General features: G+C 38.2%; 18 protein-coding genes. 2 read left to right on the plus strand and 16 right to left on the minus strand.

Translation table 11 applies throughout. The features are described from left to right. Nucleotides 1-154: 154 nt before the first annotated feature. The 7 genes from fabG to A33S_RS12180 form a co-directional block, all read right to left on the minus strand. Nucleotides 155-892, minus strand: a complete 738-nt coding sequence (gene fabG, locus A33S_RS0103675) for a 3-oxoacyl-[acyl-carrier-protein] reductase (RefSeq protein ID WP_017176570.1) — start codon at nt 890-892, stop codon at nt 155-157. Further along, nucleotides 885-1,811, minus strand: coding sequence for an ACP S-malonyltransferase (gene fabD, locus A33S_RS0103680; protein WP_009381686.1), 927 nt, complete (start codon nt 1,809-1,811; stop codon nt 885-887). The genes fabG and fabD overlap by 8 nt, the downstream gene beginning before the upstream one ends. Nucleotide 1,812: 1 nt before the next feature. Beyond that, complete coding sequence (plsX, locus tag A33S_RS0103685; RefSeq protein ID WP_009381685.1) at nt 1,813-2,790, minus strand: phosphate acyltransferase PlsX; 978 nt, start codon at nt 2,788-2,790, stop codon at nt 1,813-1,815. Nucleotide 2,791: 1 nt separating this feature from the next. Next, complete coding sequence (fapR, locus tag A33S_RS0103690) at nt 2,792-3,355, minus strand: transcription factor FapR (protein ID WP_009381684.1); 564 nt, start codon at nt 3,353-3,355, stop codon at nt 2,792-2,794. A gap of 219 nt (nt 3,356-3,574) precedes the next feature. After that, nucleotides 3,575-3,766, minus strand: coding sequence for a hypothetical protein (locus A33S_RS12600; protein ID WP_017176571.1), 192 nt, complete (start codon nt 3,764-3,766; stop codon nt 3,575-3,577). 57 nt (nt 3,767-3,823) lie between these two features. Next, entirely contained in the window at nt 3,824-4,771 is a 948-nt protein-coding gene (locus A33S_RS0103700; protein ID WP_009381682.1) for an amidohydrolase, read from the minus strand. A 112-nt stretch (nt 4,772-4,883) separates the two neighbouring features. Next, nucleotides 4,884-5,057 carry a hypothetical protein gene (locus A33S_RS12180; protein ID WP_017176572.1) on the minus strand — a complete coding sequence of 58 codons (174 nt, stop codon included), beginning with the start codon at nt 5,055-5,057 and terminating at the stop codon, nt 4,884-4,886. 117 nt (nt 5,058-5,174) lie between these two features. Here A33S_RS12180 and A33S_RS0103710 point away from each other — a divergent pair, with 117 nt between their 5' ends. Then, nucleotides 5,175-5,585 carry an Lrp/AsnC family transcriptional regulator gene (locus A33S_RS0103710; protein ID WP_009381681.1) on the plus strand — a complete coding sequence of 137 codons (411 nt, stop codon included), beginning with the start codon at nt 5,175-5,177 and terminating at the stop codon, nt 5,583-5,585. A gap of 742 nt (nt 5,586-6,327) precedes the next feature. On the opposite strand, the gene recG is transcribed toward A33S_RS0103710, so the two are convergent. From recG to A33S_RS0103735, 5 genes are all read right to left on the minus strand, one after another. Continuing rightward, entirely contained in the window at nt 6,328-8,367 is a 2,040-nt protein-coding gene (gene recG / locus A33S_RS0103715; RefSeq protein WP_009381679.1) for an ATP-dependent DNA helicase RecG, read from the minus strand. Nucleotides 8,368-8,369: 2 nt separating this feature from the next. Next, nucleotides 8,370-9,239, minus strand: coding sequence for an L-serine ammonia-lyase, iron-sulfur-dependent, subunit alpha (gene sdaAA, locus A33S_RS0103720; RefSeq protein WP_009381677.1), 870 nt, complete (start codon nt 9,237-9,239; stop codon nt 8,370-8,372). A 20-nt stretch (nt 9,240-9,259) separates the two neighbouring features. Continuing rightward, nucleotides 9,260-9,922 carry an L-serine ammonia-lyase, iron-sulfur-dependent subunit beta gene (sdaAB, locus tag A33S_RS0103725; RefSeq protein ID WP_009381675.1) on the minus strand — a complete coding sequence of 221 codons (663 nt, stop codon included), beginning with the start codon at nt 9,920-9,922 and terminating at the stop codon, nt 9,260-9,262. A 562-nt stretch (nt 9,923-10,484) separates the two neighbouring features. Further along, nucleotides 10,485-12,134 (minus strand): fatty acid kinase catalytic subunit FakA, encoded by a 1,650-nt coding sequence (fakA, locus tag A33S_RS0103730; protein WP_009381674.1) that lies wholly within the window; start codon nt 12,132-12,134, stop codon nt 10,485-10,487. Nucleotides 12,135-12,146: 12 nt separating this feature from the next. After that, entirely contained in the window at nt 12,147-12,521 is a 375-nt protein-coding gene (locus tag A33S_RS0103735) for an Asp23/Gls24 family envelope stress response protein (protein WP_009381673.1), read from the minus strand. A gap of 261 nt (nt 12,522-12,782) precedes the next feature. Between A33S_RS0103735 and rpmB the strand changes: the two genes are divergently transcribed. After that, nucleotides 12,783-12,971 (plus strand): 50S ribosomal protein L28, encoded by a 189-nt coding sequence (gene rpmB, locus A33S_RS0103740; protein WP_002510948.1) that lies wholly within the window; start codon nt 12,783-12,785, stop codon nt 12,969-12,971. A gap of 108 nt (nt 12,972-13,079) precedes the next feature. Here the strand turns inward: rpmB and A33S_RS0103745 are convergent, their stop codons facing one another. From A33S_RS0103745 to A33S_RS0103760, 4 genes are all read right to left on the minus strand, one after another. After that, nucleotides 13,080-13,724, minus strand: coding sequence for a thiamine diphosphokinase (locus tag A33S_RS0103745; RefSeq protein ID WP_009381670.1), 645 nt, complete (start codon nt 13,722-13,724; stop codon nt 13,080-13,082). A 1-nt stretch (nt 13,725) separates the two neighbouring features. Continuing rightward, a complete protein-coding gene (gene rpe / locus A33S_RS0103750; protein ID WP_009381669.1) occupies nt 13,726-14,373 on the minus strand; it encodes a ribulose-phosphate 3-epimerase in 648 nt (215 codons plus the stop codon). Nucleotide 14,374: 1 nt separating this feature from the next. Next, on the minus strand, nt 14,375-15,250 hold the full coding sequence (gene rsgA, locus A33S_RS0103755) for a ribosome small subunit-dependent GTPase A (RefSeq protein ID WP_017176573.1): 876 nt from the start codon (nt 15,248-15,250) through the stop codon (nt 14,375-14,377). Between the two features lie 330 nt (nt 15,251-15,580). Further along, nucleotides 15,581-16,144: cytochrome P450 (locus A33S_RS0103760; protein WP_017176574.1), on the minus strand; the 564-nt coding region annotated here is incomplete at its 5' end.

Below are 16,144 nucleotides of genomic sequence, written 5' to 3' on the forward strand. Positions count from 1 at the left end.
CTTTTATATTTTGCCATTTAATTGGAATAAATACAAGTTTTCAAACAAGACTTAAATTGATTTCTCTTTTGAAAAGGCCTTTTCAAGAAGGAGGGTGCGCCCTATCATAAATCAAAGATTAAGGCGTAGAACCTGCTTCATATGTTAAAGGCGCTTATTCCATGTGCATGCCGCCGTTTACGTGGATTGTTTGACCAGTGATGTAATTCGCTTTATCAGAAGCTAAGAAAGCAACTGTGTTTGCGATATCTGTATCTTCACCGAAACGCGCTAATGGAATTTGAGCTTTCATCTTCTCTTTAACGTCGTCGCTTAACGCGTCTGTCATATCAGAAACGATGAAACCTGGTGCTACAGCATTTACAGTAATACCTCTTGAAGCTAATTCTCTCGCAGCCGTCTTAGTCATACCTAATACGCCTGATTTAGTCGCAACGTAGTTAATTTGACCAGGATTACCAACTGCGCCAACAACGCTTGAAAGGTTAATAATGCTACCGCTACGTTGCTTTAACATTTGAGGTGTAACCTTTTGAATGCAATTGAAGACACCTTTTAAGTTAGTGTTTACAACGTCATCCCATTCGTGTTCTTTCATACGCATTAATAAGTTGTCTCTAGTAATACCTGCGTTGTTTACTAATACGTCTACAGAACCAAATTCAGATACAACCTCTTTAATCATTGCTTTAACTTCGTCGCCAACTGCAACGTTAGCTTGAATTGCGAAGCTGTCGACACCTTTTTGTTTAATTTCTTCAACAACAGCGTCTGCTTTCTCTTTGTTACCTGCGTAGTTAACTACAACATTGTAACCTTCTTCAGCTAATTGTAATGCGATACTGCGACCGATACCTCTTGAAGCACCTGTAACTAATGCTGTTTTACTCATTTTCATTCCACTCCTTTACATCTTCTAGCGTTTGAATTGATGTTAATTTAACATCACGATTGATTTTTTTAATTAAACCAGATAATACTTTACCTGGACCAATTTCAATAAAGTGATCGACACCTTGGTCGATTAACCATTCAGTTGATTTAATAAACTGAACAGGAGAGTAAAGTTGTTCTACCATATTAGCTTCAATTATAGAAGCTTCTTGTTCACCTTGTGCATTGACGTTTTGAACAACTGGCATATTTGCGTCGTTCCAATCAAAGATTTGGATGAAAGCTTTAAAGTCATCTTCAATAACTTGCATCATTGAAGAATGAAAAGGTCCAGAAACTTTTAATGGCATAACGCGTTTCGCACCAAGTTCTTTACCTTTTTGAACAAGTGTATCGATAGCTTCTTTATGACCTGACACAACGACTTGACCAGGTGCATTAATGTTAGCTGGTTCCACTTTAACGTCGTCGTTTGAAAGTTGGTGACAGATTTCAGTTACCTTTTCAACAGATAAACCAAGTACTGCAGCCATGCTACCTACCCCTGTAGGAAAAGCCTTAGCCATCAGTTCACCACGTTTACGCACGATACGGACAGCATCTTCGAACTTAAGTACGCCACTAGCGACTAAACTTGAGTACTCGCCTAAGCTATGACCCATTGTATAGTCAGCATCAAGGTTTTCTAAAGCACGATATAAAGCAATGCTGTGTGTCAGTAAAGCAGGTTGCGTGTTTTCTGTCTCACCGAGCTTTTCATCACTGTCTGTAAACATTGTTTCAAGTAAATCAAAATCCATACTATCTTGCGCGATATTTAAGATTTCTGTTGCTGCTTCATTTTTGTTATATAAATCTTCTGCCATGCCAACCTTTTGTGCACCTTGGCCTGGAAAAACGATAGCTGTTTTACCCATATTATGCTCCCACCGTTTCTTTCATTGTTTTAACAATTTCTTGTTCTGATGCAACTTTAGCTTGTCTAATTGCTGAGAAAATAGCTTTAGCGTTCGAACTTCCGTGTGCTTTAACGACAATACCATTTAAACCTAATAATACTGAACCACCATATTCAGTATAATCAAGTTGTTTACCAATGTTAGAAATATCTTTTTTAAGCACTAAAGCAGCAAGCTTGTTTTTGACACTTTTTAAAAGTGATTGCTTGATGATTTTACCGACTGATTTTGACGAACCTTCAAGATTTTTAAGAATCATGTTCCCTGTATAACCGTCAGTTACAATCACATCTGCTTCATCTTCCATAAGTTCTTTCGCTTCGATATTGCCATAGAATTTGAAATCATTTTGTTGATTCATTAAATTATAGGCTTCTCGTGTAAGGGCGTTACCTTTCTTAGGTTCTGTCCCTATATTTAATAATGCTACATCAGGTTGTTTAATATTTCGAATTTTTTGGGCATAAATATTTCCAAGTTGTGCATACTGTAATAAATGCTCCGGTTTCGTGTCAGCATTGGCACCAACGTCTAGAAATACAAAGCCTTTTCCGCTAACTGAAGGTAGCGTAACAACAAGCGCTGGTCGTGAAATACCTTTGATACGACCTACAATAAATAAGCCTGCAGACATTAACGCGCCCGTATTCCCTGCTGAAATACAAGCATCTGCTTCACCGCTTCTAACCGCGTCTGCCATACGTACCATTGAGCTATCTTTTTTCTTCTTTATAGCGCGAACGGGCTCATCTTCCATTGTAATGCGCTCAGTGCAATGTCTAAATGTAACACGTTCATGTTTGAAGTTATATCTATGTTCATCACCAAACAGAATGATGTGAATATCTTTGAATTCATTGACAGCTTGTTTAACACCATCTATAACTACATCTGGTGCATTGTCGCCACCCATCATATCTACTGCAATTGTTACCATTTTATTCATCCTCACTTATGTAATACATCTTAAATTCTCCGCTGAATACATGCTTATCTTTCACATAGGAGTTTACGGATATTTCAAAATACTTAGGTGTGACTCGGTTTACTTTTGCTATAGCATGAACGCTTTCGTTCAAGTAGACCGGTTTATGAAAGGTTACTTTACTTTCATGCGTTAATACCGAATCTTTATGTATTAAAGCTACACACAATGAATTTGCTTGTGCAAAAATAACGTGACCTCGTGAGATTTGATTACGTTCAAAGACGTGTTGTGCTTTGATGGTCATCCTAGATTCTGCTTGGTGATTGGGTTCTACTTTGAATACGTCACCAATAATATCGTGTGCTTCAATTGATCGAATTTCGTCGTAACTATCTTTTGCAACGAGAGATACGCGTTTACGAACTTCAGGAATTTGAAGTTGATTACGATCAAGTCTAATGGTTTGAATACTTACAGAAAATAATTCACATAGTTCTATATCTGTTATAAAGGGATTATCTTCTATGATTTCAATAATTTTTTGACGCCTTTCGTCTTTAGATAGTTTAGCCATAAGTATATCCTCTGTCACTTTTAGTACCAAGTCTTAATGACTTCCTTACATATCATAACATTATCTAAAACATGTACTCAACAATTTTCATTTATTTACTGCTCCATTGTTGACGATGGCTTGGAAATAGTTAATGCGTGGTTGATCTTAGAGGGCTTTACATAAGGAAAAGAGATTAAAAGATGCGAACATCTCTTAATCTCGTGAGATAGGAAGGTATTAAGTTTGAGTGAGTCGGTTGAGGGCGATTTCGCCTAATGATTTAGATGCAACAAGCATACAAGCTTCGTTGACTTCGAACTTAGGATGGTGATTGCCGTACGGATCTGTGACGCCTTCTGGCATGCAGCCGACGATAAAGAATGTGCCAGGAATGTCTTTCACGTAATAAGCGAAATCTTCAGCGCCCATTAATGGCGGAACTTCGAATACTTGCTTGATGTAGTTGCCTTGGCTTTGCTTAAGCGTTTAAACGACGCTTTCTGTTTCATCGGGATGGTTGTAGAGCACCGGATAACCGAATTGAAAGTCGAGTTTAGCTTCTACGCCGTAGCTATCTTCAATACCTTTAACGATTTGTTGAAGTTGTTCGTACATGGATTGCCCAAGCTCGTCTTTGAGATATCGAATTGTCCCTTTGATTGTCACCTCGTTCTGAATTGCGTTAAAACCGCCTGGAGCGTGGAATGAACCGATTGTTACAACGCCTGACGCTTTCGGGTCAATGTGTCGTGACACAATCGTTTGCGCACGGTCGACGAATTTCGTTCCTGCGATTAAGGCATCGTTGGCGCGGTGTGGTGTTGCTGCGTGTCCGCCACGGCCTTGAAGTTTTAACGTGAAGACCGAGGAACCTGCAAACGCATAGCCTTTCGTATAAGCGACAACTCCTGGTGGCGCATTAGGTGCTACGTGGATACCATAAATTTCATCAACGTTATCAAGCGCCTTAGACGCCATCACACTTTTAGCGCCGCCTGGAACAACTTCTTCAGCATGTTGGTGCACGATGCGAATCGTACCAGGTAGCTCATCCTTGATTTCGATTAAGGCATCCGCGAGCGCCATCAGGTTAGCCGTATGCACGTCATGTCCGCAAGCATGCATAACGCCGTCGTTCTTAGATTTAAACGGTAAATCCGTTTCCTCTTGAATCGGTAGTGCGTCGAAGTCAGCACGTAAGGCGATCGTTTTACCTGGTTTGCCGCCTTCGATATCGACAATTAAGGCGTGTTGCCCTTCAACAGGGTGTGTCATTGTCACATCTTTCCCCTTGTAAAAGTCCTTTATATACGCGCCCGTTTCCTCCTCTTCAAAAGACAATTCAGGATGTTCATGCAGGTGTCTGCGTATATCAATCATCATGTGTTCACGATCTTCAAGCGCTTTAAACAATTTATCTAATGTAGTCATCATTTAATGTCCACCTTTTATATTTTTAAAATGGTTATTATAAAATTATTATATATTCATTGTAACGGTAGAATGCGCTTATTTGAAATCGTATGTTTCTACCGGTGCAACACACTTACTTGGAATCGTAAGTTTTAATTAGATAGACGAATTGAGATACGACTGCAATAATAAAAATCGTAATTGCGATAATGAATATAAGCGGTTGATTCAAGACTTGATTTAAAAGTAGTAATAGAGCTGCTAACACAGTTAAAATAATAAAGATCACGACATAAAATTCTTTCATCATTAAAACTCCTTTTTCTAAAAGACTACCTATATAATAAGAAATAGGAATTTAATGAAACATAAGTTTTGTTAGTTATTGAACTCAATAACTTATGAATTGTTAGGAGATATGAATATGGACCATACAAATGAGAAAATCTTAAAAATACTGCATCATGATAGTCGAACTTCACTACGTCAAATAAGCAATGAGGTTAATTTATCAACACCGTCTGTTCGCGATAGAATCAATAAAATGCTCGATTTAGGCATGATTCAAAAGTACACGATTGACATTGACTATGCTACTTTGGGCTATGAAATCGAAATATTAGTTGATATCACGACTTCGCCTGCAAAGTCCTCGTACTTCAACGACTTTATTCAATCACAAGAAAATGTAAAATTTTGTTATCGAGTGTCTGGTCCAAGCTGCTACTTATTTAAAGCTATCTTCAGAAATATGAAAGAAGTCGAAAGCTTCGTTGAAACTCTAAAGAAATACGGCAGTTCAAAAACTTTCTTTATACTTTCGAAAATTGTTTAAGGTGTGAGAGTTATTTGTAGTGGGTCAATTGCGATTACAGTCGATATTGATTATCAGCGTATGTAATCAAATACCTATTTTGATTACTTATTTGATTTAGATTTGTTGCCCCTTTCTTTGTGAAAAGGACTTTTAAAACTTAAATATAGATATTTAGCCGTTATGCGATTGTTTTTATTTTCTTTCGCGTAACGGCGACCTTATGCGATTGTTTTATTTTTCTTTCGCGTAACGGCGACCTTATGCGATTGTTTTATTTTTCTTTCGTGTAACGGCGCCCTTATGCGATTGTTTTATTTTACTTTCGCATAACGGGAATCGCCTCTTGTTACATTGTTTACTTCTGTCTTTGTAATATGGCTTCCTTGTTACATTGTTTACTTCAATCTTTGTAACATGGCGACCTTGTTACATTGTTTACTTCTGTCTTTGTAACATGGCGCCCTTGTTACATTGTTCACTTCAGTCTTTGTAACATAGCTTCCTTATTACATTGTTCACTTCAGTCTTTGTAACATGGCGCCCTTGTTACATAGTTTGCTTCAGTCTTTGTAATATGGCTTCCTTGTTACATTGTTTCTAAAATCTTTGTAATAAGGAAAATTTTCGGGATCGAAAATTTCCGATTATTTTTATTTTCTATCACAAAACGGCTCTCGTCACCTCTCCATCAACCATTACTGCTCTAATGTCCTTTTCAAAAAAGGAAAAAGTTGGCACCGGTAACCGTCGCCAACTTCTCTTAATCAAAGCTTTTATTAAGCAAATGTTCTTCTATGAAATTACGGAGGACTTCGAACTCAGGCTCGAAGAAACGTCCTGAGTGAATAAGCTCGCTTGCCTCGTCTCGCGCTACTTCTAGCATGCGATAGTCTTCAACGATGTTTGCCACTAAGAAATCGGGCAGACCGCTTTGTTTAACTCCGAAGAAGTCACCAGGACCGCGCATTTCTAAGTCACGCTCGCTCAGTTCGAAGCCGTCAGTAGTTTGTGTCATAATTTCCATGCGCTCGATACCCGTTTCGGTTTTAGGCGACGCAAGGAGCACGCAATAACTTTGGTGGTCGCTACGTCCGACACGTCCACGAAGCTGATGTAACGTAGATAAACCAAAACGATCAGCGTCGTAAATAATCATGAACGTCGCATTCGGCACATTGACGCCGACTTCTACAACCGTAGTTGACACAAGGATATCGATATCATGATTACTGAAATCATACATCATCTGGTCCTTTTCATCAGCAGTCAACTTACCATGCAGCAACCCGACATTATAATTCGCGTAATATTGATCCAACTGCTCATATAAATCAACGGCATTTTGAACCTCATCCAAATGCTCAGAACTCTCAATCAATGGGCAAATCACATAAGCCTGACGCCCTTTATCGAGCTCCTGCCTTAAATCCTGAAGCACCTGCTCAAAGGCCTCATGCTTCTCCCAAGTCGTGATAATCGGTTTACGCCCCTTTGGCATACTTTTTATCGACGACACATCCATCTCACCAAACACCGAAATTGCGAGTGTTCTTGGAATTGGCGTTGCCGTCATGAAAAGCACATTCGATAGGGCACCCTTTTCACGAAGTTTTTGACGTTGTGTTACGCCGAAACGATGTTGCTCATCCGTAATCACAAGACCTACATCTTTAAAGATAACATCATCTTGTATAAGCGCATGCGTACCTACTAAGCAATCAATCGTACCATTTTCTAATTGCTCTAATAACATTTCACGCTTTTTACCTTTAACAGAACCCGTTAACAAACCGATGTTCATCTTACCTTGAAATAGGTCATGTAAACTTTCTGCATGTTGTTCAGCAAGTATTTCAGTCGGCACCATTAAAGCCGATTGATACCCTGCAGTTTTAAGCGCATACATACATATCGCTGCAACTACCGTCTTACCAGAACCGACATCCCCTTGTAAGAGACGGTGCATACGGATTGGCGCTTTTAAATCACGGAAAATTTCATTCACGCTAATTTTTTGACCATCAGTTAATTCAAAAGGCAAACTTTCGATAAACGCTTTTACTTCAGCTAAGTCATATTGAACTTCAACCGCTTCTTCACTTTCCTTTTCCAAACGGTTCAACCATTGCATGCGAAGCTCAAACATAAATAATTCTGTAAATGCATATGTACGTCTAGCCTTTAAAACTGACTTTTTATCTGTCGCATAATGAAGTTGATATAAACTATCGCTCAAAGTTTCAAGTTTGTACTTTTCACGGAGGTTCTCGGGTAACCATTCATGAATTGTCACGTTATTTATGACATTTCGAATCATATCGCGCATATTCTTCTGCTTAATGCCTTCTTTGATACGATATATCGGCGTTAACGTTTCACCATCTTGCGCGTCAAAGAACATCTTAGTACCTGTTATTTCTTGCTTATGACGTTGCCATTTACCCTTGATAGTCACGACATCATGAAGGTTGATCTTCTTTTTCAAATAAGGTTGGTTAAAGTAGACACATTTAACTGCGATATTATCAATCATCACATGAACGGTAAGCTTAGATTTATTTCTACCAAAAAAAGCAACAGTAGGAGTCGCATAAACTTCCCCTCTTACTGTTACTGTATCTTGATCATTGGCTAAATTTAAGTCAATCACAGTATTATCTTCATAACGTGTAGGAAGGTGTAGGACTAAATCTTGAACTGAGTGAATATTGAGTTCACTTAATACTTGTAGTCGTTTAGCACCTATTCCTTTAACTTCTTCTAATGAAAATGTATTATCTATAAGATTGACTTTTGCCATAATTAATCACCAAATATTTCTTGTTTTAATCGTTGTCCTGTCTTCGTACCAGCTAAGCCGCCGCGACCTGTTTCACGGAGAGCAGATGGCATCGTTTGACCGATTTTGTACATCGCGTCAATAACTTCATCAGTTGGAATTCTTGATGTGACACCTGCAAGTGCCATATCTGCAGAAACAATTGCGTTCGAAGCCCCTGCTGCATTTCTTTTCACACAAGGCACCTCAACTAAGCCAGCTACTGGATCACATACTAAACCTAGCATATTCTTTAAACAAATTGCAAAGGCTTGAGCCGATTGTTCAGGCGTACCTCCTGCTGCTTCAACCGTTGCCGCCGCAGCCATCGCAGCTGCCGAACCTACTTCAGCCTGACAACCACCTGCTGCACCTGATATCGATGCATTGTTCGCTACTACGAAGCCGAACGCACCTGACGTAAGTAAAAAGTGTAGCATGTCCTTATCATTTAAATCGAGCTTATGCTTAATTGAAAATAACACACCTGGCACAACGCCTGCTGATCCTGCCGTTGGTGTAGCACAAATTTTACCCATTGCTGCGTTAACTTCGTTCGTCGCCATTGCCTTACTAATCGCATCTAGCATTAAATCGCCAGATAACGATTTACCTTCATCTAAATATTTCTGAAGCAGTACCGCATCACCGCCAGTTAAACCTGTCTTAGATGTTACACCTTCAATACCATCGGCAACCGCCTTCTCCATCGTCTTAAGGTTATGTGACATTTGACTATAAATGTCATCGAGTGAAAGTCCTGTGACTTCCATCTCTTGTTCTAACATTACTTCGTAAATCTTTTTATCTTCATCATTACATTTCGCAATGAGTTCTCTAACACTTTTAAACATACAATCCCCCTCATAAATGCTTATTCGCCCATTAGTGATACCGTAACAACGCCGTTTACGGCTTTGATTTCTTCAATAATGTCCGCGCTGATATCCTCATCAAGTTCACACGTCATTAACGCTTGGTCTCCTTTATCCTTACGTGCAACTTGCATACTTCCAACATTTATTTCATGATTACCAATGATGTTCGCTACACGGCCAATTGTGCCAAATGTATCTTGGTGAAATACAAGTAATGTCGGATAGTTACCACTAATATTGAGTTTGAAGCCATTGATAGCGACAATTTCAATCTTACCGCCACCAATTGAAACACCCTCAACTGAAATTTCCTTCTCACCATCGCGCATATTAATAACCGCTGTATTCGGGTGATCACGTTCTTCTGACATTTCAATGAATGTATATTTCATACCTTTTTCTTGCGCGATTTCAAAACAATGTTCAATGCGGTCATCGTCGGTGTCAAAGCCTAGTAATCCCCCTATTAAAGCAACATCCGTACCATGACCTTTGTATGTTTCCATAAAAGACCCATATAAATAAATATCGACTTGCTCTGGCATCTTACCAAATAAATCACGAGCTACAAGTCCAATACGTACAGCACCTGCAGTATGTGATGACGACGGTCCAACCATTGTAGGACCGATAATGTCAAAGACACTTTTGAATTTCATAAATGCTCCCCCTTAAATAACGAATCCTTTAGCACTTAATTTAATTTATTATATCAATATCTAAGAGAACTATAAACTTAAATTGTCTAAAAAGTTTGATTATTGATACTTTGCAAAAAGTAAAGTTAGTACAAAAATGGTGTATATATGCTATTCCCACTCAAAGCAAATTCATGTGAAAAGACTTTATATCTCTAAGCGTTTACACCTGAAAAGCAAAACAATAATTATTAGTATAAAACTCAACTTAATCATATCTATGATGTTCAAAATAATATAAACCTAGATAACTTTATATAGGTAACACTTAAAAAGATTATAGACTTATGTCATACAATTTCTAAACAGCTGACTCAGAGGGCGGGACCCTGGCATACACTAAGGTACAAAGTAGCTATGCTACTTTGTAAGTCCCTATCTCTATATAATTCTAGATACAAAAAGAGGTATGTAGTACCTTAGTCGTGCTAAGATACCGCATACCTCTTCGTATTCATCACATATTTACTTGACGCATCTATATTCACTTATCGCAACAAGCTTCTCTTCTGTAAAAATCACCTTATTCTACTGCGAATAAATAATCGTAAATAGGTTGATCACCATTATGTACTTCGACTTCTACGTCCTCATAAGTTGATTCTACATACTCAACAAGCCAATCTGTCGTCTCAGATTTACTTTCTTGGCCCGTAAATAAAGTTAAAATTTCGCTATCTTCAGTCACAATATGATCAACTAACGCTTTTAAAGCTTGTTGTAAATCTTGATCACTTGTCACGATTTTATCTTCTACTAAACCGATGTAGTCATTTTCATTCACTTCAACGCCATCGATTTTAGTATCTCTTACAGCGGTTGTAATTGAAGCTGACGTTACAGTTGATAACGCTTCAGTCATCGTTTCTTTGTTCTCACTAATATCCATACTTGGATCATAAGAGAACATTGCTGTAATACCTTGAGGGATTGAACGAGATGGCACAACTACCGCTTCAGCATCAACGACTTGTGTAGCTTGTTCACTCGACATCATAATATTTTTATTGTTTGGTAAGATAATCGCATGCTTACATTTCGCTTCTTCAATGACTTTAACGATGTCTTCAGTAGAAGGGTTCATCGTTTGACCACCATTAATAACATGTGTCACGCCCATTGATTTGAAAAGCTTCGTAATACCTTCACCCATTGAAATGGTAATAATCGCCGTTTCTACCTCTTGATTGTCTTCAGCTTGAGGTATATTTTGTTCTTTACGTAGAACTTCACGGTGTTGTTCACGCATATTTTCAGCTTTAACTTTAATAAGCTCACCGTATTCTTGACCAAAGTTAAATACTTGGCCAGGATGTTCTGAATGTACATGAACTTTAACGATTTCATCATCATTAATGACAAGTAATGAATCACCGAATTGTGCCATATCTTCACGGAAAGCATCTTCATCGAAAGGCTTTTTACCCTTTTCAAAGCGAACCATCATTTCAGTACAGTAACCAAATTCGATATCTTCAGTATTAATCACACCATGGAAATCATGTTCATCATTAATAAATTTCTCAGTATCAACTTTCGTTGCTTTCGCTTCGATCGTTTCACCTTTCATTGCTTTCAAGAAACCTTCGTATACAAGCGTTAAACCTTTACCACCACTATCGACAACGCCTACTTCTTTTAAAACAGGTAGTTGGTTCGGTGTATTTTCTAACGCACGTTCAGCTTCTGCGATGACTTTTTCCATAACATATAAACAATCATCTGATTCTTCACTCGCTTTAACGGCAGCTTCACTGGCACATTTCGCAACAGTTAAGATTGTACCTTCTACAGGTTTCATAACAGCTTTGTACGCAGTTTTAACACCCGCTTCAAAACATTTAGCGAATTGTTTCGCATCAATATCTTGGTGTTGCTCAAGCTGCTTTGAAAAGCCTCTAAATAATTGTGATAATATAACACCTGAGTTTCCTCTTGCACCCATTAATAACCCTTTAGAAAAAGTCTTTCCTAATTGGCCAATATGAGTTGCTGGGTTTTCTTGAACTTCATCACGACCTGAAGTCATCGATAAATTCATATTTGTACCCGTATCACCGTCAGGCACTGGATATACATTTAATGCATCTACCATATCTGCATTATTTGATAAATTTTGTGCACCTTGGGTAATCATTTCGGCAAACAATTTACCATCAATTTTGCTAACCATTACAATGTCCTCCTACATTTCATTCCCATCATTGTTGATGTGAACACCTTTAACGAAAATATTTACGTTGTTCACTTTTAATTTCAATGTCTTTTCCAAAATATACTTAACAGTTGATTGCACATTGTTCGCTACTTCTGAAATTTTCACGCCATAACTTACGATAATATACATATCAACATCTAATACGCCATCTTTTTCTTTAATAACGATACCTTTAGAATAATTTTCCTGACCTAAAATTTCTTGGAGTCCGTCTCTTACTTGATGTCTTGAGGCCATACCTACTATGCCGTAACTTTCAACAGCAGTACCACCGACTAGTGACGCGATAACTTCATTAGAGATATCAATACTGCCAAATTCATTTGTAATTTCTAAAGTCATATTTTAAGCCTCCTAATCAGCTTATTTAATGATGTAACATAAATACGTATCTAAAATCAAATGATATTCCACAATAATATTATAGTTCTTATGAAATATTAATTATTCTCACAACTTAAAATTATATCAGAAATTCACTATAAAAGCGATTTCAAAAAGTAAGGTTTTTTCATTTTTTATTGCTTTTTACCCATTACTGTGTTACATTATTTTGGTATGTAGTAGTCATGTGTATTTATATTTATTAAAGGAGGTACTTTTATGGGCAAGCAATGTTATGTAACAGGTCGTAAAGCTTCGACTGGTAATAATCGTTCACACGCTTTAAACTCAACTAAACGTAGATGGAACGCTAACTTACAAAAAGTTAGAATCCTAGTTGACGGTAAACCTAAAAAAGTTTGGGTTTCAGCACGTGCTTTAAAATCTGGTAAAGTTACTAGAGTTTAATAAATATAATGCACATTCAAAAGGCCTTTATGTGGAAGGCCTTTTTTTATGCCCTTTTTTAAGTCTAGAAGCGAACGTTCTATTACGAGCCTCTTAAAAACGCTTAGCCTAACTCGGCTTATCAGAACTTCGCATTTGTAGAAACATACCGCGCTCAACTGTGATATACCCTACGTCATCTTCAACCTCATTTGAAATCGTCAACGTTGAACCTTCTTCAAGTACTTCGTGATTCAAACCGTACTTAAAACCTTCTAATGAAATCACAGCGTTTGGTCTTAAAGGTATAAATGATACATACGGATATGCATCTAAACGCTCAATTTGATGTTTTCCTTCATTAATAAGCTGAATCTCATTCTGACTATCAATTAAACGGATGTGAATACCTACATTGATGTAATAAGGCTTTTCAAGGATTTGTAAGGCACCCATAAAGTGATCAAGTCGACCTCCTGTTGCACCATACACATTTATATGTTTATACCCTCTTTTAACTGCTTCATCTACAGCTAACGCTAAATCTGTATCATCTTTTTCAGGTTTTAAAGGTTCAATGCCATAAGTTTCAATCAGTTCCTGGCGCTCATCATCCGTAACAGAGTCGAAGTCACCAATCATAAATAAAGGTTCTATACCACGTTTCGTTAATTCAAACGCACCACGATCTACCCCAGCAAACGTTTCCTGACTGTGCTTTTCAAAGAAGTGATTAGGTAAATGTCTTAATCCACAAAGTAAATTGATATGCATATTACTCACCCTTCAGTAATTGAACTGCCTCACGATATTGTGCGTGTTTAAAGAAATACGAACCAGCTACAAGCATGGTCGCACCATTTGAAATACAAGCTTTCGCCGTTTCATCGTTAATGCCGCCATCAACCTCGATATCAAAGTCAAGTTGATGTAACGTTTTATAATCATTTAATTCTCGAATTTTACCAACCATTGAAGGAATAAACGCTTGGCCACCAAAGCCAGGATTTACGGACATGATTAACACATAGTCGACCGCGTCTAGAACGTGTTTAATCGATTCAATCGGCGTACCGGGATTCAAGACAACACCTGCTTTAATGCCGTAATCATGAATGAGCTGAATCGCACGGTGAATATGATTGGTAGCCTCAACATGCACGGAAATCATATCTGCGCCTGCTTCCTTAAAAGCCTCAATATAAGTTTCCGGTTGTTCGATCATCAAATGAACGTCGATTGGTAAAGACGTTCCTTTACGCACAGCCTCGAGAATTGGTAAGCCAATCGAGATATTAGGTACAAATTGACCATCCATGACATCAAAATGAAGCGCATCAACACCTGCTTCTTCGAGTCGTGTAAGTTCTTGGTTCAAATTTAAAAAGTCGCATGCAAGTAATGATGGCAAAATTTGTGTCATGTTAATATCTTTCCTTTCTATTCTGTAATTCCTTGAGCAACGTCACATAATGATCATAGCGAAACTGGGCGATATGACCTGCTTCAAGTTCCGCTTTAACGTTACATTTCGGCTCATTAATATGTAAGCAATCACGAAACTTACACGATGCGCTCGATGCCTTTAAATCAATGAAGTAATCCTTCAGTGCTTTTGCTTCAATGTGATCAAAATCTAACGCACTAAAGCCTGGTGTATCCGCAACGTAACCACTTTCCGTTTCATATAACTCCACGTGGCGTGTTGTATGGCGACCACGATTTAAAGACTTAGAAATTTCATTCGTTTCAAGGTTTAATGTTGGTGCGTAGTGATTCATTAACGTCGTTTTACCTACACCAGATTGCCCACTGAGAACTGCAAGGCCCTTTCCAAAGGAAGCGAAAACGTGTTGAATGTCATCATGTGCTCCCACGAACATCGTTTGGTACCCTATTGCTTCATATATATTTAAGTAATCTGTAATTTGAGTGATAGCCGCTTCCGACGCAATATCTTTCTTCGTCACAAGAATCACAGGGTCAAGCCCATAGGAATGCGCGATAACAAGAAAGCGGTCGAGGAGTTGTGTCGAGAACTCAGGTTCCACAGCACTCATCACAATCACGAGATGATCAATATTACTAACTGATGGTCGCTTTAACGCGTTCTTCCTAGGATGGATATGATGAATAATCCCTTCACCCGCGTTCTCCTCTTCGAAATCAGCCATATCTCCAACTATAGGTGAAGATTTCTTCTTTCTAAATATCCCACGTGGCTTCGTGTCATATAGCGCGCCTTCAGATTCGACACGGTACACACCACTAATGGATTTAATAATTCGGCCTGTCTTCAAATTGCCACCTCTCTCACCTAACTTTGTCATTATTATATCAAAGCGCTTGATAATTGTAACGCTAATATGCGCCAAGGCTTTGCAATACTTATCTCTTTAAGTCGCTATCAAACTACTTTTTTTCCCACTTGAAAAGCCCTTTCGAAATAACGTCGTCCCAATGAACAACGGGAATTATATCGCTACGACCTTTTCTACTAAAGTTGATAAAGCAAGTGTACTTATTTTCCGGAAGCCCCACAAATCCTTGAGCAAAATAAATTAAGACTGAGACATCTCACCATGCCTCAGCCTTTTTTAAGTTATATACGCTCATTTTCAAGTATGAAATTATTTACGCGCAACACGTGGACGTACATTACTAATGATTGTACCGCTTGTTACGTTACCTGGTAATTTATCAAGCTTAACTGATAAATCTTGAGACGGTACATCAAATTCAATCTTATTCGCGAAATATTTCATTGTTTCTTCCATAATGATAACTGTGATCCACTCACCAGCACATCTGTGGTTCGTATAGAAGTCACCGCCACCTTGTGGAATTAAGTCGAATGGGCTACCGTCCCAGTTATCAAAACGGTTAGGATTGAATTGGTCTGGGTTTTCCCATAAATCTTCATCATGTGTCGTACCATAAACATCTAATGCTGTCATCATACCTGCAGGGATTTTGTAGCCGTCATATTCTAAATCAACAGCTGCTCTACCTGGTAAGTATGGTACGAATGGGAAGATACGACGTACTTCTTGAGCGAATTTATACGCATAGTCTTCATTATTTTCAAGACGTAATTTTTCTTTTTCTTGATCGAATTCGATTAATACTTTAACACCATAGCTGATGAAACGGTTGATTGCAGCTAATGGGCGCACAACGTTCATTAAGTCTAC

Source organism: Staphylococcus massiliensis CCUG 55927, assembly GCF_000298075.1.
Taxonomy (GTDB): Bacteria; Bacillota; Bacilli; order Staphylococcales; family Staphylococcaceae; genus Staphylococcus; species Staphylococcus massiliensis.

Coding starts and splice junctions, on each gene's coding strand:
- fabG (WP_017176570.1), bottom strand. CDS start 892: ATGAGTAAAACAGCATTAGTTACAGGTGCTTCAAGAGGTATCGGTCGC.
- fabD (WP_009381686.1), bottom strand. CDS start 1,811: ATGGGTAAAACAGCTATCGTTTTTCCAGGCCAAGGTGCACAAAAGGTT.
- plsX (WP_009381685.1), bottom strand. CDS start 2,790: ATGGTAACAATTGCAGTAGATATGATGGGTGGCGACAATGCACCAGAT.
- fapR (WP_009381684.1), bottom strand. CDS start 3,355: ATGGCTAAACTATCTAAAGACGAAAGGCGTCAAAAAATTATTGAAATC.
- A33S_RS12600 (WP_017176571.1), bottom strand. CDS start 3,766: ATGGGCGCTGAAGATTTCGCTTATTACGTGAAAGACATTCCTGGCACA.
- A33S_RS0103700 (WP_009381682.1), bottom strand. CDS start 4,771: ATGATGACTACATTAGATAAATTGTTTAAAGCGCTTGAAGATCGTGAA.
- A33S_RS12180 (WP_017176572.1), bottom strand. CDS start 5,057: ATGAAAGAATTTTATGTCGTGATCTTTATTATTTTAACTGTGTTAGCA.
- A33S_RS0103710 (WP_009381681.1), top strand. CDS start 5,175: ATGGACCATACAAATGAGAAAATCTTAAAAATACTGCATCATGATAGT.
- recG (WP_009381679.1), bottom strand. CDS start 8,367: ATGGCAAAAGTCAATCTTATAGATAATACATTTTCATTAGAAGAAGTT.
- sdaAA (WP_009381677.1), bottom strand. CDS start 9,239: ATGTTTAAAAGTGTTAGAGAACTCATTGCGAAATGTAATGATGAAGAT.
- sdaAB (WP_009381675.1), bottom strand. CDS start 9,922: ATGAAATTCAAAAGTGTCTTTGACATTATCGGTCCTACAATGGTTGGA.
- fakA (WP_009381674.1), bottom strand. CDS start 12,134: ATGGTTAGCAAAATTGATGGTAAATTGTTTGCCGAAATGATTACCCAA.
- A33S_RS0103735 (WP_009381673.1), bottom strand. CDS start 12,521: ATGACTTTAGAAATTACAAATGAATTTGGCAGTATTGATATCTCTAAT.
- rpmB (WP_002510948.1), top strand. CDS start 12,783: ATGGGCAAGCAATGTTATGTAACAGGTCGTAAAGCTTCGACTGGTAAT.
- A33S_RS0103745 (WP_009381670.1), bottom strand. CDS start 13,724: ATGCATATCAATTTACTTTGTGGATTAAGACATTTACCTAATCACTTC.
- rpe (WP_009381669.1), bottom strand. CDS start 14,373: ATGACACAAATTTTGCCATCATTACTTGCATGCGACTTTTTAAATTTG.